Origin of the sequence: Paenibacillus paridis, from assembly GCF_006345825.1 — a bacterium.
GTDB classification, from domain to species: Bacteria; Bacillota; Bacilli; order Paenibacillales; family Paenibacillaceae; genus Pristimantibacillus; species Pristimantibacillus paridis.
Genome location: NZ_VCIX01000077.1, coordinates 13,646 through 36,160, shown reverse-complemented (window position 1 = coordinate 36,160; position 22,515 = coordinate 13,646). Strand labels below are relative to the sequence as shown.

Genomic DNA, 22,515 nt, shown 5'->3' with positions numbered 1-22,515 from the left:
CTTTCGCAGGGCTGCTCTTGTATTCTAAGCGAAATAAACAAGCATTGACCAAAATCGCATAAGAAAAGGATAATTAAACAGCTGTTTTTCATAGATGACTGTCGATATAATGAAAGGCGTAAAGCAAAATCCAATACACTAAAATCAAAAATATAAGGGAGTGCAGCTCACATGACACGAATGAACGTAGGTTTGCAGTTGTACACAGTACGCGATGCAACGGCTCAGGACTTTGAAGGCACGCTTCGCAAGGTTGCTGCAATGGGCTATGAAGGCGTTGAATTTGCGGGATATGGCGACATCAAAGCGGAAGCTATGCGCGACTTGCTGCAAGAGCTGAACCTGAAAGCAATCGGCAGCCACATCGGCTTGCATCTCCTTGAGAGCCAGCTTGACGAGGAAATTGCCTACCTTCAGACGATCGGTGCGAAATATGCGATCTGTCCATGGTTGCCTGCTGACGCGCGCGATACGGAAGCTTGGCGCGGGCATCTCGTGAAATTCGAAGAGTATGGAAAGCGTTTCCGCGAGGCGGGCATTACTTTTGCTTACCATAACCATGAGTTTGAATTCGAAGTGGAAATTGATGGCCAAATCGTATTTGATGCGATGTACGAGCGTATTGATGCGCAGCATTTGCAGGTTGAAATGGATATCGGTTGGGTGCAGTATTCAGGCGTAGATCCGCTTGCCTATATCGCGAAATATGCTGGCCGTTTGCCGCTTCTTCACTTGAAGGATTTCCGCGCAGGCGTAAAAGGCGAGCAAATCGATACGGTTGAGCTGGGTAGAGGCGATCTGCCGCTGCTGGATATTATCGACGCTGCTTCGAAAGCTTCTGTTGAGTGGCTAATTGTCGAGCAGGACACTTGCGCGAACCCTCCGCTTGAGGCTGTAGCTGAAAGCATGGAATGGATGAAAAGCAATTTTTTGAGCAAATAATCATAAAATAAAAATATTCTAATTCAGAACAGGTAGGGGAAAAATAACATGTCTAAAGTACGCGTTGCAGTGATTGGCTGCGGATCTATCTCGAAATACCGTCATATCCCAGAGTATGCAGCCCACGAAAATGTAGAGTTTGTTGCCTTTGTTGACCCGATCATCGAGCGTGCAGAGCATTATGCTAATGAGCATGGCGGCAAAGCGTTTGCTGATTTCGAAACGATGCTTGCAGAAATAAAGCCGGATGCAGTAAGCGTATGTACGCCAAACGCATTGCATGCGCCTATGTCTATTGCTGCAGCTAATGCTGGCGCTCACGTGCTGGTTGAGAAACCAATGGCTGTAACTGACGAAGAAGCGGAAGCCATGATTGAAGCCGCTAAGAAAAACAACGTACATTTGATGGTTGGCCACAACCAACGCTTCATGCCTCCGCATGTGAAAGCGAAGCAAGTGTTGCAATCAGGCGTTCTTGGTAAAGTATTGACTTTCCGTACTTCCTTTGGCCACCCTGGACCGGATGGCTGGAGCATCGATGGCGCAGAAAGCTGGTTCTTCCGTAAAAAAGAAGCCATTATGGGCGCAATGGGCGATTTGGGCGTTCATAAATCCGACTTGATCCGTTGGATGCTCGATGACGAGGTTTCTGAAGTAGCCGGTTTTGTAGGCACGCTGGATAAGGACACTGACGTAGACGATAACGCTTCCTGCTTGCTTCGCATGAAGAGCGGCGCAATCGGCACGCTTGTAGCAAGCTGGACTTACTATAAAGGCGAAGACAATAGCACAATTCTTTGGTGCGAGAACGGCGTAATGAAGATCGGTACGCATCATGACGATCAAGTAATCGTTGAGCTTCGCAATGGTACGGTAGAGAAACATAAAGTAGGCGCGATTTCCACGAATGACAAGCAAGAATCAAGCGGTGTTGTTAATGCTTTCCTTGAAAGCATTCTAACGAACACTACGCCTGCGGTAAGCGGTGAAGACGGCCGTGCTTCCTTGAAAGTCATCTTGTGCGCTTTCGAATCGCAAGCGACAGGCAAATTCATTTCAGTTAACTAATTAAACCCCAATACCTTCGATTAACGAGCTTGCCTCGTCCGATCGGAGGTATTCTTTTTTGAACAGTATCTTGCATTATAGAATAGCATGTGGTAAATTGTAAAAAACACCAAATCACGATGCCCCGCTATACTATAATGATGAATAGTGAACTATGCTTTATATCGCAGGATGCGAGCCGCCTAGATTTCACTTCATTACTGGAGGACAAGGAATGAACATCCAATTTAAAAAGGGCGTACTTGAAATATGCGTGCTTGTGCTGGCAACGCGAGGCGACCGTTACGGCTACGAGCTGGCAGTGAAAATTTCCGAGAAGTTCGAGGTAGCCGTTGGCAGCGTATATCCGCTGCTGAGCAGATTGACGCAGGACGGTTATTTCTCGACTTATTTGAAGGAATCGACGGAAGGCCCGCCGCGTAAATATTATCATTTGACGCCGGATGGCTGGAACCATATGAGAAACTTGATTGCGGAGTGGGAAAACTTTACCCAGGCCGTAAATGAAATTGTAGAGGAAGGACTAAAGCCATGACGACAAGAGATCGGTATATGCTGGAGCTGGAAGGCATGCTGAAGGTGATCCCTGAAGCGCAGCGCAAGGAATGGTTATATGATTATTACATCCACTTTCAGCAAGCGGTTGAAAATGGACAAAGCGAAGAGGATGCTGCTCGTGAGCTAGGCGACCCTAAAATCATCGCTAGTGAGCTTCTGCTGGGATACCGGGTTAACCAAGCCGAGTCGAATAACAGCTTCGGCAAGCTTTCCAAGGCCGTCTTCTCGACGGTGAGCCTCGGATTATTCAATGTGATTTTCATACTTGGCCCTTATCTAGCCTTGGCTGCTGTACTGCTTGCGCTCTGGGCTTCTGCTGTCGCTATGGGAATTGCAAGCGTAGGGGTCATTGTTGAAAGCTGGTTGAATGATACCTTCACGATTCCTCAGGCTCTCACGATCGGTTTAATTTTCAGTGCCTTGACGATCCTGCTGGTGATCGGCTTGCGAGCCCTTACAAGTGCTTTCTACAAAATGACTTTAAAATATTTGAAATTCAATACCAGAATCATCAGGGGGAATAATAAATGAAAAAGCTCGCTGCTTTTGCTCTTATATTGCTTGGCATTGGAGTAATATGTGCCTTCTTTGTTTTTGATAAAAATGATTTCGTTAAATTGAAAGGCGATCCGTATTTGCAGGAACAATCGATTGATGCGACCGCTGTAAAGTCCATTTACACAGAAACGGACACCTTTGACCTAACGTATGTGCAAGGTACCTCCAATAAAGTAAAGCTGCGCCTGGAGGGCAATGTTTCAAAGAAACTGATGGATAAAATCGTATTTACTGCGGAAACGAAAGGGGATTCCCTTTATATAAAAAGCAATACCAGAAACCAGTTTTTTTCGTTTGGCATATCCATCGTAAACTTGCATTTGACCATTGAGCTGCCAGAGAAGCTATGGGACAACTTTCAAGCTGAAAGCGACACGGGAAAAATTAATATTGATAAGCTGAATGCAGCTAACTTAGAGCTTGAAACAGATACCGGAAACATTGCGATCGGGCAATTGGAAGCCAAAAAGCTCTCATTGAAATCCGATACGGGTGACCTGAAAGTATCTAATTATACGGCTTCGGAGGTTCAATTCGAAACCAATACGGGTAACGTGAGGCTCGAAGACGGAACAGGAAGGCTAAAGGGTGAGACGGATACGGGCAATGTGCGCGTGGATGCAGCGGAGCTGCACAATGATATAGCGATTAGCACGGATACCGGCAATATTTCGATCAACGTTGATCAACAACCGACTTCGGCAACGATCCTAATTAATAAGGAGATCGGGAAAACTCAAATCGAATGGGAGGGCTTGTCGGAGAGCGGTAATTCAAAAAACAATGTGAAACGAGTAATTGGCGGAGGAGAGCTCCAGATCGAATTGGAGTCGGATACCGGAAATATAAAGCTAGGCAAACGATAAGCTGGGCAAAAATATAAGTTTATACAAGTTGAAGAAGCGGGCTGTGGAAATTTCCATAGCCTGCTTTTTTGTATATCTGCCGTTTCGGCTCTCAGCGCGCAGCATATGCTATAAGAGATGTTTTCCCGAAAGGAAGCGATGCAAAATGGCTGTTGAACGCAAAAACTTCCGTAGATTCACCTACGCGGAATATATGGAGTATCTCAAGCCTTACCTGACAAAGGTCAAGTTCTCGCAGGTTCATGTGCATGGGACCTGGAAACCGACGATTGCGGATTACCGCAAAGCAACCGATAAGATTAAGATCATCCAAGCGATGTGGAGGTTTCATGCCATTACGCAAAATTGGGGAGATATCGCCCAGCACGCGACCATTGATCCGGACGGATACATTTGGGAAGGCCGATCTCTGCTTCAAGCTCCTGCTTCGGCAGTAGGCTATAACGATTCGGATGATGACCGGATCCATCCGTTTATGTTCGAGATGATCGGTAATTTCGATGTAGGGGCGGAGAAGCTTGAAGGAGCTCAGCTCGCTACGGCCGTTAAGCTGACAAGCAGCATTGCTGCGCTGTGGAAGCTTCCTGAGAGCCAGATCAAGTTCCATCGCGAAATGAACCCAGGCAAAACCTGTCCGGGAAGCGGCGTAAGTAAACCGGCCTTTCTAGAGCTTGTGCGCGATTGGAGGGAAGTCGAGATGAGTCCAACCGATGCCAACAAAATTATAGCCCAATGGCTGTCTCCTGCATGGTTCGCGGCGGCCACCAAAGCAGAGCGCGATGAGATTCACCGCTTGGCAAATGAACTGCGAAAAGCCAGCGGTCAACTCTAATATTCGCGCAAAACCGTTGATGAGCATATTCTCACAATGCAGTAGCGGTGCTGTTTTGCTAGCTGTTTTCAGTAGTTTACCAGTTTTTGTGTCATGAAACGGCCAAAACCCCATGGTAAGATAAGTGGCGTCGGGAAGAACGACACGCCAACAAAACGAAAACGCTGCTGAATTGATCATCAGTCGTCAGTCGCTTTGGATAAAAAAACTTATCTTATTAGGAGGAATTATTCATGAAGATGCAACCAATACGTGTAGGTGTCGCCAGCCTAATCGCAGCAACAGTAATCGGTACAGGGTTTACGGCTCCAACGGCAGGTGCAGCACCGGCTGTGAAAACCTACTCCAACATTCAAGCCTTTACACTTAGCCAAGATACAATCCAACAGATTGCAGATCGTTATGGCATAGATCTTAGTAAGCTGCTTAACGGCGGAACCATTCAATTTCCATCGACAGGCGGCAACACAGGTACAACGAATCCGAGCACAGGTACGGGTTCCGGTACGGTAACAAAACCAAGCACGGGTACAGGCTCTGGTACAGTAACGAAACCAAGCACGGGTACGGGTACTACGACAAAGCCTAGTACTGGAGGCAGCACAGGCAATGGCTCAACAACAGGCAACACAGGCTCGGGCAGCACGGATGCTGGATCGATGAGCGAGTATCAATCCCAAGTGGTTACACTTGTGAACCAAGAGCGTGCGAAAGCAGGTCTCGCGGCTTTGAAGACGGATGCGCTGCTAACTAAAGTAGCTACTGCCAAAGCGAAAGACATGGACGATAACAACTATTTCAGCCATACTTCGCCGACTTACGGCTCTCCATTTGATATGATGCGCTCATTCGGTGTCACTTATTCCTATGCAGGCGAGAACATTGCTTCGGGTCAACGTACACCTCAAGAGGTAATGACTGCATGGATGAACAGCGCAGGTCACCGCGCAAACATTCTTAGCCAAAACTTCACGAAAATCGGTGTTGGTTACGTGAATGGCGAGTGGGTTCAAGAATTTACAGGCTAGTCACTGTGACTCATTGATTGGATGAAGCTCGAACGTTAAGGGCGCATGTCGCCCTTAACCATTTTTTTTGACAAAAACGCTGCCGAAGTTGTGAAACTTCGGAATAGCATAGGAGGATTTACCTTAATGTTTAAAAAACGTAATGTAGCTGCAGCAGTTATCGGATTATCCGTCATGATGGCAGCAGGAACGGTCAGTGCGGCATCCCAAACACATACAACGAAAGACAATGATACATTTTGGAATTTATCTAAACAATATAATGTGCCCTTGGATACACTAATGAAAGCTAATTCAAAGATTGATCCACTGAACCTGTATAAAGGCCTAAAGCTTACGATTCCGACTGCTGCAGCCGATGCATCTGCTGTACAAAAAACGGTTACCGCAAAAGCAGCCGAAGCGGATGACGCAAAAACGGTTACTGCCATGAATGGTAAAGAATACGCTTACTCAAAAGCGCTTATCGTACAAGCTACGGCATATACCTCTGCCGCTTCAGAGAACGGCAAGTGGGGCGCGGTTGACTATTTTGGGGACAAGCTTAAAGTAGGAACAATTGCAGTTGATCCCAAAATGATTCCTTTAGGAACAAAGCTTTATGTTACCGGCTATGACTATAACGGATTGCCACAAGGCGGTATGGTTGCAACGGCAACCGATATCGGCGGCTCGATCAAAGGCAACCGTATTGATATATTTGTACCAGGCGTATCCAGCCAAGCGATGTCCTTTGGCATTCAAAATGTAAAAGTATTCGTTCTGGAATAGGCTTCTATTGAAAAAACGTTAATTCGCGCAAAGCAGCGAGTTAACGTTTTTTTAGTTCAAGCTGCTTATCGCGCGGCTGACTGGCCAACCAGCTCTGGCAGCGTTACGAGCTCATACCCTTTGCTTTTAAGCAGGTAGATCAGCTTTGGCAAAGCATTTAGCGTGCCGGATAGGTTTTGGCCGTTTCCGCCGCCGGCGTGCTGAAGGACGATAGAGCCAGGCTGCAGCGTTTTTTTTATGTTTTTCAAAACAGCGGCACTGCTAGGGTTGTTTTTCCAATCCACGGAATCAACATCCCAATTGACGATGGTATAACCAGCCTGTTCGCTCCATCTGATCTGCTGCGGCAGCATTTCGCCATAGGGCGGCCGGATAAAATGAGGAGAGTAACCGATTATATTTTTAATAATGGTATCGGTTTTCCCAATTTGTTTTTTGTAATTAGTTAAGGTTAATGTCGACAACACGGCGTGATTATAAGAATGGTTGCCGATCACATGCCCTTCGTTATGTATTCGCTTTACCATTGCCGGATATTTGGCGGCACGTGTTCCAACAACAAAAAAAGTGGCGCAAACATCATGTTCGGCAAGCACATCTAATATAGCAGGCGTATATTTGGAGTCGGGAGCATCATCGAACGTTAGAGCGACTCTCCTGGCATGGCGAGGCCCATTCAGGAGGAACGCATTTGGAAATTGCTTGTGCAGCTTTACCCAGGACATATCGGCTGCTCTTTGTTTTTTCGCTTCTGCTGCGGGTTTAATTTGCCTTTGCGTATGCGTGCCGGACGAAGCCGCAGCAGAAGCTGCGGTCACATTAAGCAGTAAAATACCCAATAAAGCGGTGCTCATCATCGGCAGCCATTTTTTTCGTGTTGCATCCCACATCCCACATCCATCCTTATCCTTCATAATAAAATTTCTGTGCCGCTATTTTAACCAATCAGCGCCTAATCATGCGCTTTACATTGAAAAAGGACGAGCTTAAGATAATGAAAGAACATTATTCTCTTATTCCCATTCAAAGGAGCGCATGAGATGAAGCTGCTGCAATATAAGGAAAAAAATCAAGTGAAATTGGGCATCAAAACGGAACAGGGCATTATTGATGTTGAAGCGGCCTCACTGGCTACGGGCTTGCCTGTCCCAGCAACGATGGAAGGTATACTCGAAGGTGGAGCTGAGGCGTTGGCCCAGCTGGGCTTGATCGCAAAAGAGATTAGTTCTACGCAAGGTCATCCTTGCGTGATGGAGGAGAAAGCAATTTCCTTTGCGCCTATTCTCTCCTCTCCGCAGAAAATCATCTGCGTAGGTCTAAATTACCGCAAGCATGCAGAGGAAACGAAGGCAGATATTCCAACGTCGCCCATCTTGTTCAATAAATTCGCGAATGCGCTGACCGGACATGGCCATGCTGTAAAGCTTCCGCATACGAGCAACGAGGTCGACTATGAAGCGGAGCTTACGATCGTTATAGGCAAAACGGCTAAGGATGTCGAGGAGTCGGACGCGCTAGACTATGTTTTTGGATACAGCTGTGCCAATGATTTATCTGCGCGGAACCTGCAGCGTCGCACCTCGCAGTGGATGCTTGGCAAAAGCTGCGACGGCTTCGCGCCGATTGGACCTTACATCGTAACAGCCGATGAGGTAAGCGATCCGGATGCTCTAACAATTGCTTGCAGTGTCAATGGCATTCGTAAACAGCATTCCAATACAGCGGATATGATATTCTCGTGTCGGGCCATTATCAGCTATATCTCCAAGCACATGACTCTTGTGCCAGGCGATATCATTATGACTGGAACGCCAGAAGGCGTAGTAGTCGGATATCCAAGGGAGGAGCGCGTCTATTTGAAAGCAGGAGATGTGGTGACGGTAGAGATTGAGCTGCTTGGCGAGCTGACGATCACCATGGTTGACTCTCATTGATAATCATTGTCGGCCAATGTATAATTAATGCAATTGTTATTAATTGTACAGGGGTAGAAATGAGGGGACGTGCGAAGTGCTGAATGAATCCATGCTGGAAAAGCTGGAAAATAATTTTGATCTAACAGTTAAAAAGCAAGAGAGTCCTGTGTTTAGCTGTCCAGCTGCTGAATTGACCGATGAGATCAAAATGAAGCAGTTATTAGATTTATACACTCCTCTTGTCAAAGGGATGGATCCATCCGTTGGAGAGGTGTATATGACCGGCTGGTTTAGAGGGCCAATTCTTGGACTTCTTTATATGTTATCTGCTTGGAATAAAACAGCTGATCTTTCATTAAATAATCTAACGGTTCAACTGTACAAAGCATCCTATAATGGCCGTGAATATTATGCAACTAACTTTCTGTTGAATCGTTTGGAGCTTCATTCTGGACCTGATGATCCGATAGAGCAGGCTGCCTGGGCGGAAGAGCAGCTCAGCAGCTTTATCTCGCAGACGTTGCGACCGGTTTTTGAGACGATTGCGAAGGTAGGCACTTTGCAAGTGGGCATGCTATGGAGCCAGATTCCCACCTCGCTTGAATACGGGTATGAGAGGTTGATGGAATCCGATGAATGTGAGTCGGTTAAGGAGCAGGCAACGAGAAACTACGGCATTGTGAAAGCAATAGACGGTGCTATATTTGGCAGAAGCAAAAATCCTTTTAACATCAAACTCCGTATGACCGAGTCACTGGCATCCCCTGATAAACAGGTGCGGATGAAAGCAGCTTGCTGCCTGTATTATTTGGTTGACGGAGGCTATTACTGCTTTACTTGCCCACGGCTGAAAGAAGCTGAGCGTGACAAAAGGCGGACAGAATACAGAGCCGAGCAGCAAGCTAAATAAGCGCTAACGACAAACAGACCACCTCTTTCCGCATTGTTCCTGCGAGAGAGCGTGGTCTGTTTTAATTCTATGGCTTACTTCATTTTGAAAACGCTAATGGTTCTGAGCAATTGCGCGGCCATCGTGCGCATCCGCTCCGTTTCCTCTACAACGGCCTGAACGGAAGCGATCTGTTCGTTCATGGATGCTGACACCTGTTCGGTACCCGCAGCGGATTGTTGAGTAATGGCGGATATATTTTGTATGGCTCCAGAAATTTTACGTGCGCTCTCAAGCATAACATCGCTCTCCTGAGAGAAAACAAAGATTTTGTCCGTAATAAATTGTACGCTTTGGACGATTTCTGAGAAAACCATTTCCGATTCTTTAATATGCTCCGTTTGCAGCTTTACAACCTCTTCGTTGGTTTTCATGTTAGTGATCGTTTGTTTGATGCCTTCATCGATGCTTTTCACTAAATTAAACACTTCTTTGGTCGAGGCGCTGGATTCCTCTGCAAGCTTGCGCACTTCCTGAGCGACTACCGCGAAGCCGCGGCCATGCTCGCCAGCCCTTGCTGCCTCAATGGAAGCGTTCAGTGACAGAAGGTTGGTCTGCTCGGCTATATCCGAAATCGTCGTCGTGATTGCGCTTATGCCTTTCGCCTTGCGGGCAAGCTCCTCGATCGTAGCGGAAACTTTCTCCGTTGCCTCGACGTTGCGGCGCATGCCGTCTGCTTGGACGTCCAGTGCTTTCATACCTTTGTCAACGAGCTGAAGAGTTTGCTCCGAACGCGTATTCATTTCTTTGGTGGAAGTAGCGTAGTCTGATACCTTCTCCTCGATCTCGGTAATGGATTCGCTCATGTCCGAGACATCCTCGGAAATTTCATTCGCACCCGTCGCAAGTTCATTGGCGCTCGCCGCTACTTGCTGCATGGCAATCTGAATATTATTGTTTTTGTCAAAAATGCTGTGACTGGTATCCGATACATGACGGATAATGCTGCTTGTCTCCGTTAGAATATCGCGAAGCTTATCGATCATGCTGTTAAAGGAATGTCCGAGCTCGCCTAGTGCGGACGATGAGCTTGTATCAATTTTTTGTGTGAAATCGCCTTTGGAAATACGAAGCGCCGTTCCTTTCACTTCATCAAAGGAGTTATTGATGGATCTCTCAATAAATGAAACAAATGGGAGAGTAAGGATAGCCATAATGATTGTAACAATAATACCAGCTATGAGCGAGCCACCTGATACGGATAAAATGAGAAGCATAATGAGGGCAAACACCGCTAAATTAAGATAAGAAGTGATCAGCAGCTTATTGCGCACGGAAAGCGAATAGTACCATTGGATCATTATGTAAGCGCTCCTTTTATTAGAATATCCATATTATAGCACCCGCCGCGAAATTGGTCTATAATTGTCGTTTCATAAAAAAATAAATATAAATGACGGACCGCAAGCGGCTTTTCGGAAAATACTAAACCGTTTTTCGGTGTAACAATAATTAGAAAATGATACCATTACCGTTAAGAGATTATATATTGTTTATTTACTGTAACAAAAATTTGGATAATGAATCTATCTTTAAACCTATGTCAAAAGTCGTGACTTCGGAGATGAAGATGTAGATTATAAATAGGGTTGTTCGAACCTACGACAAAAGATTCAATTTCAGCTTAATGGAATCTAAGTCTCTATTTAATTGTGTTAAAAAAAGTAAAATAAATAAATTTTGTGTCGAATTATAATGATTATTTGAAAATATTATCAATTTATTTGTTGAAAATGATAGAAATGAACTATATAATATGCGTTGAGGTCTAATTGGAAACTCATATCCAAAAAATCATAAAGGAGGATAATTAGTATGCAAATGGATTCGTCGTCACTTGCCAGGCAAGTGGAATTTGTGTTTCGACAGCTTGAGGGAGAACTGACTAATGCGACAGCAGGCACTGTGTTAATTCATATCAGAAATAATGCCGTGGGGAAGTTCGGAGTCAGGCATCATCCGATTGAGAGCAAAAACGGAAAGTTTGAAAGCGTGGATAAAGGATTGACCGGAGCGCAGGTACAAGCCTTCAAGCAAATGGCGATCGAATCCCTGAGGTATCGGAAGGATTGGACGCATGGCGAAATTCTTTATGATTTCTCAGTAAGGGCGAGTGCCAATTCATGGTCAGCAAGCATATTGTTTGAGTCGAATTACAATATGGCCAACTGGAACTCACGCTATTATCCGAGAAAAAATGATTTATGGGATTCACAATAGACATAGAGCAAAGGAGGAGCTGGCACTTGGTGCCAGCTCCTCCTTTGACGATCAGCCAAAATCGAGGTCGGGATACACGTAAGGGGATTCAGGAGCTTTAATGCGTTCGAGTTTGATGGCCTCCAACGTGATGATCTCATTGCCCATGTAAGTGGAAGTGGTCAAGAATCCTCTCACAGAGATCCATTCATCTTTGGCGTAATCATTCGCTTTTGGCCAAATAATCATCAAGCCGTAGGGAAGCGCATCCGCAGAGCAGCAGTTCATCGCGAATCGGCTAACGGCGAGGCGCTCGCGCCCCATGTCTTCTTCGCGATAGACAAAACCAGTCAGTTCAATTTCTTTGCCCATAAATGCCTCGCGGTACAGGTCAAGCGTTGTTAAGGTCTCGATAAATTGTTTCTCGGGAACGGAGATAAGCGATTGCGCGTACAGCTTCTTCCCGTATGCCGCATGGGCTTCCGTATATTCGTCATATGGAAATAGTAATGCCAAAGAATCCGTGGCGGTCGCATTGGGCTGCTGGGCAGGTGCAGGAGACGCCTCTGCTGAAGTTACACCGATTGGGGCAAGCGGGTTTGGAGCGGAAGTTCGTTCGTATCCGCTGATCCCCGTTAGGCTAACGCCTTTTTTGGAGGCGAGCGCGCTGCCAAGCGTTCCTGTGGGAACGAGAAACCCAAGCAGTAAAGGAAACACAAACAGCCCATAAATGATGATGTTCTTGAAGATCGATGGCGAGGGTTCCTGTGCGCAATCACATGCCGGGTTAGCATGGCCGAGCCGTTTTTGCAAAGCAGCGTAGACTTGGTAAATGGCAGCGGCATATAGCCCTATTGCCGAGAGCTTAACATAAAGCTCCATCCTGGGCGCAATATAAAGCATCATTTCTCCAGTCCGGTCAAGGTATACGATAAACATGGCAAATCCGGTCAAGATGGCTGCTCGAATGAGATGATGTGTCATAGCAATACCTCCATGATCCAGGCGCCAACCAAGGTCAGGCCTGCGGTTAAAGCAATAAGGATTAATACGAACTTAACACGAAACGTAGTCAGCAGCATGAGCGTGTTTTTGAGATCGATCATTGGCCCGAACACGAGGAAAGCAAGCAGCGGACCGAAATCGAACATCCCGCTGAATGACGATGCAATAAAAGCATCGGATGTTGAGCAGATCGATAATATAAAAGCAAAACCCATCATAAACAAATAGGAAAATAAGGGCTGATCAGCAAAAGCAGTCAGGGTGCTGCGGTCAATGACGGTCTGAAGCACGGCTGTCAGAAGAGCGCCGAATATTAAATACTTGCCCATTTCGAAAAACTCGTCCGAAGCATGAGAGAGAATCGAAGCGATACGGCCCCGGAAGCCTTTGCCAGCCGAATCGTGATCATGGCTATGCGAATGCCCGTGAGGGGCAAAGCTTGCAGGGGTCACTGATTTAAGAGGGCTCCTGCGCATGAACTTGTATAAAAGCAAACCGACAATGACCGAAACGGCAAAAGCTAGTCCCATTCTGGAGTAAGCCATGGTCGGTGTCGTCCGGAAGGCTGTGAACGTCGACGCGTAAACGATAGGGTTGACGATGGGACCGGCCAATAAATAAACGATACCTATGTAGGCAGGCATTCCTTTGCGGATGAGGCGGCGGACGACCGGGATCATGCCGCACTCGCATAAAGGAAAAAGCAGCCCAAGCAAGGCGCCGAATAGCACGCCGGCAATGGGATTTTTGGGGGTGAATTTTTTTATCATAGCATCGGTGACAAACACCTGAAGCAAAGCGGAAAAAACGACACCAAGCAAAATAAAGGGGAAAGCCTCCAATATAATGCTTATGAACAATATCTTGAACGATTGCAAATTGGCACTGCTGAAAAGATGCGCGGGCAGTTCTCGGTTCGTTAAGATAAGAGCCAGCATAACTAGACATCCTGCCCCGATTAGGGGAGTGCCGAAGCGAAATAAAAATTTGAGCATAGTGTAATATCCTCTCTTCATTGTAAGGATTACGATTATCAGTATAGCGTATGCTCGTACGCCTTACAATAGGACAATTTTTTATCCGCTTGACTTTATGATTCACAAAGGTATAATCGTTTTAAATGCAATGATGGGAATAAGTAAGCTCGATTGTTTTGCGTGCAGAGAGCCGGTGGAGGGTGCGAACCGGCGCAAGCAACGATGCTGAATGGGGCCCGGAGCCTACATGCGGAAACGGACGGCAATAGCCTCCTTTATATGTTTGTACGGCAGCTCCCCGTTACGGAGCATCAAGGCTTATGGATGAACAAGCGCTTTTGTATAACAAGCGTTCCATAAGCGAATTAGGGTGGCACCACGGTCCCTCGTCCCTTGCGGCGGGGGATTTTTTGCGTTTTTTGATAAGCTGGCCAGTCCAGAAATTGATGATGAAAAGGGGTAGAATTAAGATGAAAAAAGTACTTTCCGGCATTCAGCCAAGCGGGCAGCTTACACTCGGAAACTATATCGGAGCCATGCGAAACTTCGTAAAGCTGCAGCATACGGAGGAATGTTTCTTTATGGTTGTGGATCTTCATGCGATCTCGGTTCCTCAGGAGCCAGCAGCGCTGAGAGAACAGACGGAGGCGGTAGCCGCTTTGTTTATTGCTGCGGGCATTGATCCGCTGAAAGCCAATGTATTCGTTCAATCCCATGTGAGGGCCCATGCAGAACTTGGCTGGTTGTTTACGACGCTTGCCAATATGGGCGAGCTAGAGAGAATGACGCAGTTCAAAGATAAATCGTCAGGCAAAGATTCGGTTGGCGCGGGCTTATTCGTTTATCCAACGCTCATGGCCGCCGATATTTTGGTCTATAATGCAGACCTCGTGCCTGTGGGCGACGACCAGAAGCAGCATTTGGAGCTGACTCGCGATCTGGCGCACCGCTTTAATACAAGATTCGGCAACTACTTCACGCTTCCGGAGCCATATATTCCGAAGGTTGGCGCCAGAGTGATGTCTCTCGACGATGCCAGCAAGAAAATGAGCAAAAGCAATCCGAACGCAGGCAGCTTTATTGCTTTGCTTGATCCACCGGACGTTATCCGCAAAAAAATCAGCCGGGCGACGACCGATTCCGGGCGTGAAGTAAAATATGACCCTGCGAACAAACCGGAAGTTAGCAATCTAATCAGCATCTATTCGCATTGTGCCAATATGAGTATTGAAGAAATTGAGGCTCGTTATGAGGGGCAAGGCTACGGGCCGTTCAAAAAGGAGCTAGCAGAGCATGTTGTTTCTGTGATCGAGCCATTGCAGGCTAGGTATCATGAGATTCGCAGCTCGGGCGAGATTCATCAGATATTGAAACAAGGGGCTGAGCGTGCTTCTGTTATTGCAGATCGTACGCTTGCAGAAGTGAAAGAGCTTATGGGCTTTCTTGCGCCCCGAGCATAATGGATCGAGGAAAAAACAAGGCTGGCGCTTGCGTCAGCCTTGTTTCTTTCTGCGCAGGCGCGCCTTCACGATGAAGCCTGCTCCAATGGTGAAAAGGCTAAGCGAACCGAATAACAATACCAGCCAGCCACTATAACTAATGGAGACAGCCATCGCGCTCATAAAGAGAATGGCTAGCACAGAAAAGAACAAAGAAAGCGGTTTGGACACGGTATTTTCTCTCCTTCACAAATCGTCAATATATTTTTTTAGATTTAAGAATAGTTTCTGTGACAGTGCACATAATAAGCTTGCAAGCTTGCAACACACATCAAAGTGCAGAGGACGAAAGGAGCAATACATTATGGCAGGAAGCAGAAGCAATCAACTCGTTGTACCACAAGCAAACCAAGCACTACAACAAATGAAACTTGAGGCAGCACAAGAGCTGGGCGTGCAAATTCCTCAAGATGGTTACTACGGTAACGTTTCAACTCGCGATGCAGGCTCCCTAGGTGGCTACATTACGAAAAAGCTAGTCCAAATTGCTGAACAACAGCTTTCTGGCGGCAACCGCTAATTGCTACTAATACACAATGAAGAATTGAAGCCCAAGGCATGCCTTGGGCTTCTTTGCTGTTTAAGCACGTTCAACGCTCAAAAAAAAGAAAGCCCCCTCTATTTTGCGCCAAGGGCTTTCCCGCGTCAATATCAATAAGTATCCATGCGAAGTCTCTTCATCAAACGCTCGTCGCTTAACCAGCCAACATAGGAACCGATGGTCTCGTATTTCTTATTCATAAGAAGCACGCCTACGAACGGATATTGCTTGCGGTGACGATACCGCACGTCGCACCATCTGACTTCAAAGCCCCAATGATGCTCCCGAACGTCGGCGCAAGCGAAGCTTGTAAAATATAAAAAGGAGCGGATCGCGGGATCGTTTTTGGATTTGGCTACGGCCGGATGCTCAGAGCACTGGACTCTGTCCAGCCATTTTAAAGAGCTGCCGCGCAAATTGCCAATGACGAAGCCGCCGCTTTTTGCTTGCTTCACAATATTCCATACAGACAAGGAGATCGTTGGAATTGCGATGTAAACATCGCCCTCTTCATATTCGTCATCAAGCTTCTTCATTCTCTGGACGGTGCTTCTGGCCGTCAATGTTCGCCATACGAAATAGATGGCGAGGAACAAATACATGAGAGGAAAAAGAAATGCAGGATTTACGAAGCCGCCTGCCCACAGTAAAATAGCTATGACATGTGCAGTGAAAATAATGGGATCAAAAATATGGATGATATTCCATGAAATCCACTTTTCCGTGAAAGGCCTCATCGCTTGCGTGCCATACGTATTAAATAAATCCGTAAACACGTGGACGCAAACGGCAAGCAGCACCCAGCCTCCGATATGGAGCCATGGCAAGGAACCGCGGTAAAAGAGCTGCAGAATGCCGGTTATTAATAAAGTCCAAATCGCAATGGCAGGAAGCGAATGGGAAATTCCGCGATGATTGCGAATGTAAACGGCGTTCCCTTTTAATCGCAGCAGCCCGTCCAAGTCTGGAGCCTGCGATCCGATTACTGTACCGAGCAATACCGCGGTATGAATCGATGTATCTGCTGCAACGACGGGATCGACGGCTGCAAGACCGGCGAGGCCAATGCCCATGACAAGATGTGTGCCAGTATCCAAGTCCATTCCTCCTGTATTCATAATGATCACGTTTAGTATCGACGGAGAAAGGGAACTTTATCAATACCAGCCAAAGGAGACTGAAGGGAAATGTATATTTGTTTTGCAGAATATCGTATCATGCCGCAAATGCGGGAGCAATATTTGGCCTACACGGGTGATCTGCTCAAGGGCATGACTAACCTCTATTTATATGAAGGAACAGATCAGCCAGGCTTGTTCGTGGAGGTGTGGAACGCTGCAACGGCCGAGGAAGCGGAGCAAATAAAAGAAGAACGCTGCGGGGAGCGTTCTTCTTGGTATCGCATATCGGAATGGATCGAGGGAGGAGCGGCTAAGATGCATATCTGGACCTTTAAACCGGTGCATCCTGGCGCAGCCAAGGGGAATTAACGGCTAGAATTGACTGTGCCCAGGGTTGCCGTTCCAAGTGGCGTTGATGAGCTTACGACGCCGCCTTGAAACGGATATTCATAAGCGATTGGCTCATCGAAGGTCACGTAATCAAGATTGAGCGTTAAAAGTAAGTAACGCATACCTGTCGAAGGATCGCTGATGATGATATGATCGCGACCGGCAGCCTCAATAATGCCTTTGAAAATTTTAGCGTTCCACTCACGGTTGTTTTCATATGTCATGTAGAAAGTCGCCATCTTGCCGCGATTAAGACGCAATATGTTTTCTACATAGGATTCCTCAACGGCGGGCAGCGTAACGATATTGCCCCCTGATGGCGTAATAAATGAACCGCTCGGAACCATAGGCGGCGACATTTGTGGAGCTTGCGCCTGGAAAGCAGGGAATGTGGTGGCTTGCTGCATGGCCATTGGTTGCTGCATAGCCATTGGCTGCTGCTGCATGCCCATTGGATAACCATAGTGGCCGTAGCCTTGGGTTGGACCTGTATTCGCGGGACTTACCTGATTTTTGTAACCATAACCGTTAGACATGTTAAAATTCCTCGCTTTCACACATTAGAAATGATTTTAATAGACGGAGGGGCAATCCTCAGGCGTTGGAATGAAGAAGCAATGAGCCTTGTATCTACCGCTGTTGGACTGGTCATACCAAGTGTCGGGGCAGTCGCCTGCCGGACGGAAAAACCAAAGAGCATTGGAAGCAGGATGCTGGCGCTCTCCATTTATAATCCTTTGGGCTAATCGGATATCTTTGTCCCGTGCGCTCTGATAGAAATAACCTTTGGTTATTGCCTCGAACCCGCCAGGGCTTTGGTACACCATATCCGGTATGGAGCGGATATTTCTGAAGTCCAGGCAATTGCCGCGGACGCGGTTCACGCCGACATTGCCAACCATCAGCATTCCGAGCTCACCTTCGCCCTCAGCTTCGGCACGCATTAGACGGGCCAGCATTTTTGTATCCTCGGAGTTGGTTTTAATGACTGCCATAGACTGGATGGGTCACTTCCCTTCGCATACGTATGAGAGGTTTGATGCGCTGATTCATCTGGGCATCAATCTACATAGTCAGTGTACTCGGCGCCCAGTCAATTGGTTACTAAATGATTTGTCACAATTTGCGTGGCAAAATGATGAACAAAGCCGTCGAACGTTGTCATCGCAACCTTTTTTCGGTATGATTAAGAACGATTCATCAATGGATGATAGACGCATCAGGCGTCTTGTCGCATAACTCGGGAGGCTCGCTTCGTGCTGAAAGACTTAATTGCATTGACAAAACCGCGGCTACTTCGACTTAATGTGTTTGCTGCACTAGGTGGTTTTTTGGTCGCTTCTAAATGGAACGTTGACTTCATGCTGCTCCTTTGGGCGCTGCTTGGATCAACCTTAACGATTGCCTCCGCTACCGTCATTAATAATTATTGGGACCGTGAGCTCGATTTGAAGATGGAGCGGACGAAAGACCGTGCTTTGCCTACCGGCCGCATGCAGCCGGGCACCGTATTGGCATACGGCATTATTTTGGGAATCGTTGGTTTGCTTATTTTGTTTCTGCTTGTCAATCCGCTATCGGGCTGGCTTGGCTTGCTCGGATGGTTCGTATACATTGTTATTTATACGATGTGGTTGAAACGTACATCGACTTGGAGCACATCGGTAGGGGGAATTTCCGGGGCGATGCCGCCGGTTATCGGTTACTGTGCCGTGACGAACGAAGTTGATGCAGGTGCTTGGATCTTGTTTGCCCTATTGTTCTTATGGCAGCCGGCCCATTTCTGGTCGCTGGCGATTCGCAGAGTAGAGGAATACCGCGAGGCAGGCTTCCCATTATTGCCTGTCGTTAAAGGAATTAAACGGACGAAGCTGCAAATGATCCCTTATATCCTGCTGCTTCTGCCAACAGGGATATTCTTTTACACGTATGGCTATGTAGGCATTTATTTCTTAATTATCTCGATTGTTGGCGGGCTTGTATGGCTTGTACATACGCTGCGTGGGACAGGCGCCAAGGACACGGAAAAATGGGCAAAAACCAATTTTCTTATTTCGGTAAATTATTTGATGGTTATCTTTTTAGTCATGATTTTGAATACGACAGGCTCTTAAGCGATAATTTTGGGGAGTGACTTACGTGGCGTTTGTGAAGAAGCATAGCTTCAAGATAGCGGTACTTGCGCTTTGCGCAGCTATGGGCATTTATTTATTTATTACTTACGGCATGGCGCCGAAGCAGACGCTGCCAATCGAAATGGCTGCGCCAGCCTTCGAGATGACCGATATTGACGGTCAGCCGGTGTCACTTGAATCAACCAACGGCAAAGCTCGGATCGTGTATTTCTACTTTGCCAATTGTCCGGACGTATGCCCGCCAACGACCTTCTTGCTCTCGCAGGTACAGGAGAAGCTCGAAGCGCAAGGGAAGCTAGGAACGAAGGCGGAGCTGATCTCTATTACCTTCGATCCGACGCGTGACACGCCGGAGGTTATCCGTGCCTTTGCAGAGCGCAACTTTGCGGCCTTGAACGGCTGGCGCTTTCTCCGCGGGGAAGAAACGAGCACGCTTCAGCTCGCTAAGGATTTTGGCGTAGCCGTACGGAAAGAAGATGATGGTTCCTATACCCATATGAACGTGATTACCATCGTCGACAAAGACGGCCAAATTCGCAAATGGATCAACGGAAGCAAGGAAGAGCTGACGGCAGACGAGATTTTAGCCGAATTGAACAAAATTATTTAGAACTCATCTTTGCTCCATATGGAGGCGGGGCTCTGCGCAGCATAGTTAATATGCGCGTCGAGGCCCGCCTTTTCTAATTGTTCAATTAAATATTCTTCTGGCGTGTGCTCAACGCCGGAATAACCTCTGCGGGTATAAATATGCTCGGCGTCAGGAAAAACGTCGCGCAGCAAATAACGAATTCTTTTGCCTGATGAATCGTTGTCAGTAAAGATATAGGCTTGATGATGCCCAACTTGCTTGCGAAGCTTGTCCAGCTGCTCCGAGCCAGGAGTACCGAATGTGCAATAGATTGGAATCTCCTCATGAAGCACGCGCCTAAGCCTCGATTTATCGTTTTTTCCTTCTACAATTATGGCGATATCCATGGCCATCACCTCGGGTACGAATGAATTAGAATAAAGGGCCTTGCATTTAAGTATAGTGTACCACCTATTTCGGTTTTTACCGAGACTCTGTGCAATGGGAAAAAACGGCCTGCGCGAGGCAGGCCGTTATCGATTAGTACAAGCAAGTGCACGCGATAATCACGAGCAGGATAAACAAGACTAGAATAATGCCAATGTTATTGTGATGGTGGCCGTTGTGCCCGCAACCTTGATTTACGGAAGCTACATTTCCAGACATGTTTGGATTCACCCCTTTTCTTTTGCAAAAGAGTGCTGAGCCATCAGCAGGATCGTGCTGTCTTGGCTAGTCATTTGCCATAATGCAGTCTATGTAGCGGAGGGGAATTAGCCCTGTGCTCTTACCCATTTCATGAAAAATGGGTGCGGGACGAATGGTTGCGCGAAATATGCAAAGGAAGCAGGGTAACCGCGATCATGAGTGCGACAAAGGCGATATAATAAGGAGATACATGCTCTCGAATTTGGCCGGCAGCCATCGGACCGATAAACGCGCCTACGGAAAAGGCGATGGACAAGACGGAGAAAGTCCGGCCATATCTAGCGCCTCCACTAAGCTCGATGAGCAAGGTGGATAAGGCAGGAAGGATGACGCCTTTGGCCATCCCGACAAAAAGCAGCATGACCATAAGCGGCAACGGAACCTGCGATGCAATGCCAAAATAGATGATCGCTAAAATAAGGGAGCCCCATAAGGTTCGCTGATAAGCGGATACGCGGTTTAAGAAAAGCATGCTTAGCGTCACTAGCGCTCCTATGCTTACCACGGAGAAAAGCAGCCCCGTTGTCATCATGGCTTCCTGCGTCTTGGCAAGCAGCGGCAGCTCGAAGGATAGAATGCCTTGTGCGCAGCTCAGAGCAACCGGCAGCAGGAACACGAGCCAAGGAATCGGAACAGGCTGCTCGAGCGGCAGCTTTGGTTTGCTTTTTGCTTGCCCGGCAGGAGCCGGGTTCGGTTCGGCGTTCAGCTTGATATCCCTTATAAAAAAGAGCGCGCAGACCGAAGTTACGATCAGAATCCAGCCAAGCAGCGTAAAGGCGGTTGTGAATCCGATTTTGGCTACTAAATATGCACCGGCAGCTGGCGATACTACAGAAGCTAGGGTATGGACAAGACCGTTGCCAGCCATGAGCTTACCTTGCTCGGCGCGGTCGGTTGTCATTTTGGCAAGCAAGGAAAGGCAGGCCGGCGATAGAAAAGCCAGCACGAAGCCGCTGATGGAACGCAGCAGCAGCAGTTGCCATGGATTGGTTACATGGGACTGGAATAAGAGTACGACCCCTGCCGCCATGAGGCTGAATACAATGAAAAATCGGCTGCCATAGCGGTCAACGCCAAAGCCTGCGATCAGATTGCCCGGCAAATGAGTAATGGAGTACATGCCCATCATCAGTCCGATAAAGGAAGGGGCCGCTCCTAATGAGATAGCAAAGGGCGTTAAAATTGGGTATTGCGCATGCAAATCGAAAAAGGCGACAAACAAAAATAAATAAAGCCAAACCGCGGTTTTCACAGGGCTGCCCTCCTTGCAATTACAATACTTATATACTTGTACGTTTAAATGGGACAGGATATGTCTGGATAAAAAGGAAGCAAGCGTTTACGCCCTAAATTTCGTAGGTTATAATATTTTGTAATGGGAAAGTGTACGAGGTATAATGGAGGGGATCGCGTTTGGACTTTTTGAATTTTTCGACCTATGATTTGGACACATGGACAGCTTTTTTCAAGGAACACTGGCTTGTGCTCGTTATCGCGCTTATCGTTCTGCTCATTGTTGTGCGCATTGTGAAGACCGTTCTGAAATGGGCGCTCGTAGCAGCGATCGTACTGGGCCTTGTCGTATACAGCGGCTACAGTATGGATGACTTGAAAGAGATCGGGACGAAGGTAGCGGATACCGTCAAGCAAGAAGCCATTAATGCGATGGTCGGCGAGGCGAAGGATGCCACGTTCGTCAATAACGGAGACGGAACCTTTACCGTCAAAACCAAAAATGTAGAGCTCTCCGGAGAGCCTGGCGTGAACGAAGTTGCGGTTTCATTTCGCGGCACCCAGCTCGGCAAGTGGGAGATTGACAGTACGATACAAACCTTCATCGATAAAGCTAAGCAGAACGGGTAACGGTTATGACAAGCTGGA

The 22,515-nt window shown here is 47.2% G+C and carries 27 protein-coding genes and 1 other annotated feature; of the genes, 17 read left to right on the top strand and 10 right to left on the bottom strand.

Annotated elements, in window-relative coordinates; genetic code table 11:
* Window positions 1–171: 171 nt before the first annotated feature.
* The 8 genes from FJQ58_RS07825 to FJQ58_RS07790 all read left to right on the top strand — a co-directional run bounded on the left by FJQ58_RS07825 (window position 172) and on the right by FJQ58_RS07790 (window position 6,623).
* The gene (locus tag FJQ58_RS07825; protein WP_139992015.1) at window positions 172–942 is read left to right on the top strand and encodes a sugar phosphate isomerase/epimerase family protein; all 771 of its coding nucleotides are present in this window, start codon (window positions 172–174) and stop codon (window positions 940–942) included.
* A 48-nt stretch (window positions 943–990) separates the two neighbouring features.
* Window positions 991–2,010 (top strand): Gfo/Idh/MocA family protein, encoded by a 1,020-nt coding sequence (locus FJQ58_RS07820; RefSeq protein ID WP_139992012.1) that lies wholly within the window; start codon window positions 991–993, stop codon window positions 2,008–2,010.
* Between the two features lie 214 nt (window positions 2,011–2,224).
* A complete protein-coding gene (locus FJQ58_RS07815; RefSeq protein ID WP_139992009.1) occupies window positions 2,225–2,545 on the top strand; it encodes a PadR family transcriptional regulator in 321 nt (106 codons plus the stop codon).
* On the top strand, window positions 2,542–3,099 hold the full coding sequence (locus FJQ58_RS07810) for an HAAS signaling domain-containing protein (protein WP_139992006.1): 558 nt from the start codon (window positions 2,542–2,544) through the stop codon (window positions 3,097–3,099). Before FJQ58_RS07815 ends, FJQ58_RS07810 begins: the two co-directional genes overlap by 4 nt.
* Entirely contained in the window at window positions 3,096–3,992 is an 897-nt protein-coding gene (locus tag FJQ58_RS07805; RefSeq protein ID WP_139992003.1) for a DUF4097 family beta strand repeat-containing protein, read from the top strand. The genes FJQ58_RS07810 and FJQ58_RS07805 overlap by 4 nt, the downstream gene beginning before the upstream one ends.
* 145 nt (window positions 3,993–4,137) lie before the next feature.
* On the top strand, window positions 4,138–4,824 hold the full coding sequence (locus FJQ58_RS07800; protein ID WP_139992000.1) for a peptidoglycan recognition protein family protein: 687 nt from the start codon (window positions 4,138–4,140) through the stop codon (window positions 4,822–4,824).
* 233 nt (window positions 4,825–5,057) lie between these two features.
* Complete coding sequence (locus FJQ58_RS07795) at window positions 5,058–5,852, top strand: CAP domain-containing protein (protein ID WP_139991997.1); 795 nt, start codon at window positions 5,058–5,060, stop codon at window positions 5,850–5,852.
* 126 nt (window positions 5,853–5,978) lie between these two features.
* A complete protein-coding gene (locus FJQ58_RS07790; protein WP_139991994.1) occupies window positions 5,979–6,623 on the top strand; it encodes a 3D domain-containing protein in 645 nt (214 codons plus the stop codon).
* A 65-nt stretch (window positions 6,624–6,688) separates the two neighbouring features.
* On the opposite strand, the gene FJQ58_RS07785 is transcribed toward FJQ58_RS07790, so the two are convergent.
* A complete protein-coding gene (locus FJQ58_RS07785; protein ID WP_139991990.1) occupies window positions 6,689–7,513 on the bottom strand; it encodes a polysaccharide deacetylase family protein in 825 nt (274 codons plus the stop codon).
* Between the two features lie 150 nt (window positions 7,514–7,663).
* Here FJQ58_RS07785 and FJQ58_RS07780 point away from each other — a divergent pair, with 150 nt between their 5' ends.
* Both FJQ58_RS07780 and FJQ58_RS07775 read left to right on the top strand, forming a co-directional pair.
* Window positions 7,664–8,557: a fumarylacetoacetate hydrolase family protein gene (locus FJQ58_RS07780; protein WP_139991987.1), complete on the top strand. Its 894-nt coding sequence runs from the start codon at window positions 7,664–7,666 to the stop codon at window positions 8,555–8,557.
* A 76-nt stretch (window positions 8,558–8,633) separates the two neighbouring features.
* Window positions 8,634–9,449: a hypothetical protein gene (locus FJQ58_RS07775; protein WP_238403886.1), complete on the top strand. Its 816-nt coding sequence runs from the start codon at window positions 8,634–8,636 to the stop codon at window positions 9,447–9,449.
* Between the two features lie 74 nt (window positions 9,450–9,523).
* Here FJQ58_RS07775 and FJQ58_RS07770 read toward each other — a convergent pair whose 3' ends face one another.
* On the bottom strand, window positions 9,524–10,789 hold the full coding sequence (locus tag FJQ58_RS07770) for a methyl-accepting chemotaxis protein (protein WP_139991984.1): 1,266 nt from the start codon (window positions 10,787–10,789) through the stop codon (window positions 9,524–9,526).
* A 514-nt stretch (window positions 10,790–11,303) separates the two neighbouring features.
* Between FJQ58_RS07770 and FJQ58_RS07765 the strand changes: the two genes are divergently transcribed.
* Window positions 11,304–11,708 carry an O-methyltransferase gene (locus FJQ58_RS07765; protein WP_139991981.1) on the top strand — a complete coding sequence of 135 codons (405 nt, stop codon included), beginning with the start codon at window positions 11,304–11,306 and terminating at the stop codon, window positions 11,706–11,708.
* A 51-nt stretch (window positions 11,709–11,759) separates the two neighbouring features.
* Here the strand turns inward: FJQ58_RS07765 and FJQ58_RS07760 are convergent, their stop codons facing one another.
* A complete protein-coding gene (locus FJQ58_RS07760; RefSeq protein WP_139991978.1) occupies window positions 11,760–12,671 on the bottom strand; it encodes a TIGR03943 family putative permease subunit in 912 nt (303 codons plus the stop codon).
* Complete coding sequence (locus FJQ58_RS07755; protein WP_238403885.1) at window positions 12,668–13,630, bottom strand: permease; 963 nt, start codon at window positions 13,628–13,630, stop codon at window positions 12,668–12,670. Before FJQ58_RS07755 ends, FJQ58_RS07760 begins: the two co-directional genes overlap by 4 nt.
* A gap of 178 nt (window positions 13,631–13,808) precedes the next feature.
* Window positions 13,809–14,066, top strand: a binding site (T-box leader).
* Window positions 14,067–14,139: 73 nt separating this feature from the next.
* On the opposite strand from FJQ58_RS07755, the gene trpS reads away from it, so the two are divergent.
* Complete coding sequence (gene trpS / locus FJQ58_RS07750) at window positions 14,140–15,129, top strand: tryptophan--tRNA ligase (RefSeq protein WP_139991972.1); 990 nt, start codon at window positions 14,140–14,142, stop codon at window positions 15,127–15,129.
* A gap of 33 nt (window positions 15,130–15,162) precedes the next feature.
* On the opposite strand, the gene FJQ58_RS32270 is transcribed toward trpS, so the two are convergent.
* Window positions 15,163–15,339 (bottom strand): DUF5325 family protein, encoded by a 177-nt coding sequence (locus FJQ58_RS32270; protein ID WP_162341377.1) that lies wholly within the window; start codon window positions 15,337–15,339, stop codon window positions 15,163–15,165.
* 133 nt (window positions 15,340–15,472) lie between these two features.
* Between FJQ58_RS32270 and FJQ58_RS07745 the strand changes: the two genes are divergently transcribed.
* Window positions 15,473–15,688 (top strand): alpha/beta-type small acid-soluble spore protein, encoded by a 216-nt coding sequence (locus FJQ58_RS07745; RefSeq protein ID WP_139991969.1) that lies wholly within the window; start codon window positions 15,473–15,475, stop codon window positions 15,686–15,688.
* Between the two features lie 131 nt (window positions 15,689–15,819).
* Here the strand turns inward: FJQ58_RS07745 and FJQ58_RS07740 are convergent, their stop codons facing one another.
* On the bottom strand, window positions 15,820–16,806 hold the full coding sequence (locus tag FJQ58_RS07740; RefSeq protein WP_139991966.1) for a metal-dependent hydrolase: 987 nt from the start codon (window positions 16,804–16,806) through the stop codon (window positions 15,820–15,822).
* Between the two features lie 90 nt (window positions 16,807–16,896).
* On the opposite strand from FJQ58_RS07740, the gene FJQ58_RS07735 reads away from it, so the two are divergent.
* Window positions 16,897–17,199: a hypothetical protein gene (locus FJQ58_RS07735; protein ID WP_139991963.1), complete on the top strand. Its 303-nt coding sequence runs from the start codon at window positions 16,897–16,899 to the stop codon at window positions 17,197–17,199.
* On the opposite strand, the gene gerQ is transcribed toward FJQ58_RS07735, so the two are convergent.
* Window positions 17,196–17,756, bottom strand: a complete 561-nt coding sequence (gene gerQ, locus FJQ58_RS07730; protein WP_238403884.1) for a spore coat protein GerQ — start codon at window positions 17,754–17,756, stop codon at window positions 17,196–17,198. The genes FJQ58_RS07735 and gerQ overlap by 4 nt on opposite strands.
* Window positions 17,757–17,792: 36 nt before the next feature.
* Window positions 17,793–18,215, bottom strand: coding sequence for a cell wall hydrolase (locus FJQ58_RS07725; protein WP_139991960.1), 423 nt, complete (start codon window positions 18,213–18,215; stop codon window positions 17,793–17,795).
* A 240-nt stretch (window positions 18,216–18,455) separates the two neighbouring features.
* On the opposite strand from FJQ58_RS07725, the gene cyoE reads away from it, so the two are divergent.
* Both cyoE and FJQ58_RS07715 read left to right on the top strand, forming a co-directional pair.
* Entirely contained in the window at window positions 18,456–19,334 is an 879-nt protein-coding gene (cyoE, locus tag FJQ58_RS07720) for a heme o synthase (RefSeq protein ID WP_139991957.1), read from the top strand.
* A gap of 25 nt (window positions 19,335–19,359) precedes the next feature.
* On the top strand, window positions 19,360–19,965 hold the full coding sequence (locus tag FJQ58_RS07715; protein WP_139991954.1) for an SCO family protein: 606 nt from the start codon (window positions 19,360–19,362) through the stop codon (window positions 19,963–19,965).
* Here FJQ58_RS07715 and FJQ58_RS07710 read toward each other — a convergent pair.
* Window positions 19,962–20,333, bottom strand: a complete 372-nt coding sequence (locus FJQ58_RS07710) for a toprim domain-containing protein (RefSeq protein WP_139991950.1) — start codon at window positions 20,331–20,333, stop codon at window positions 19,962–19,964. The two genes, FJQ58_RS07715 and FJQ58_RS07710, sit on opposite strands and share 4 nt — an antisense overlap.
* A 389-nt stretch (window positions 20,334–20,722) precedes the next feature.
* A complete protein-coding gene (locus FJQ58_RS07705; protein WP_139991947.1) occupies window positions 20,723–21,886 on the bottom strand; it encodes an MFS transporter in 1,164 nt (387 codons plus the stop codon).
* A 161-nt stretch (window positions 21,887–22,047) separates the two neighbouring features.
* On the opposite strand from FJQ58_RS07705, the gene FJQ58_RS07700 reads away from it, so the two are divergent.
* Window positions 22,048–22,497, top strand: coding sequence for a hypothetical protein (locus FJQ58_RS07700; RefSeq protein WP_139991944.1), 450 nt, complete (start codon window positions 22,048–22,050; stop codon window positions 22,495–22,497).
* Window positions 22,498–22,515: the final 18 nt, after the last annotated feature.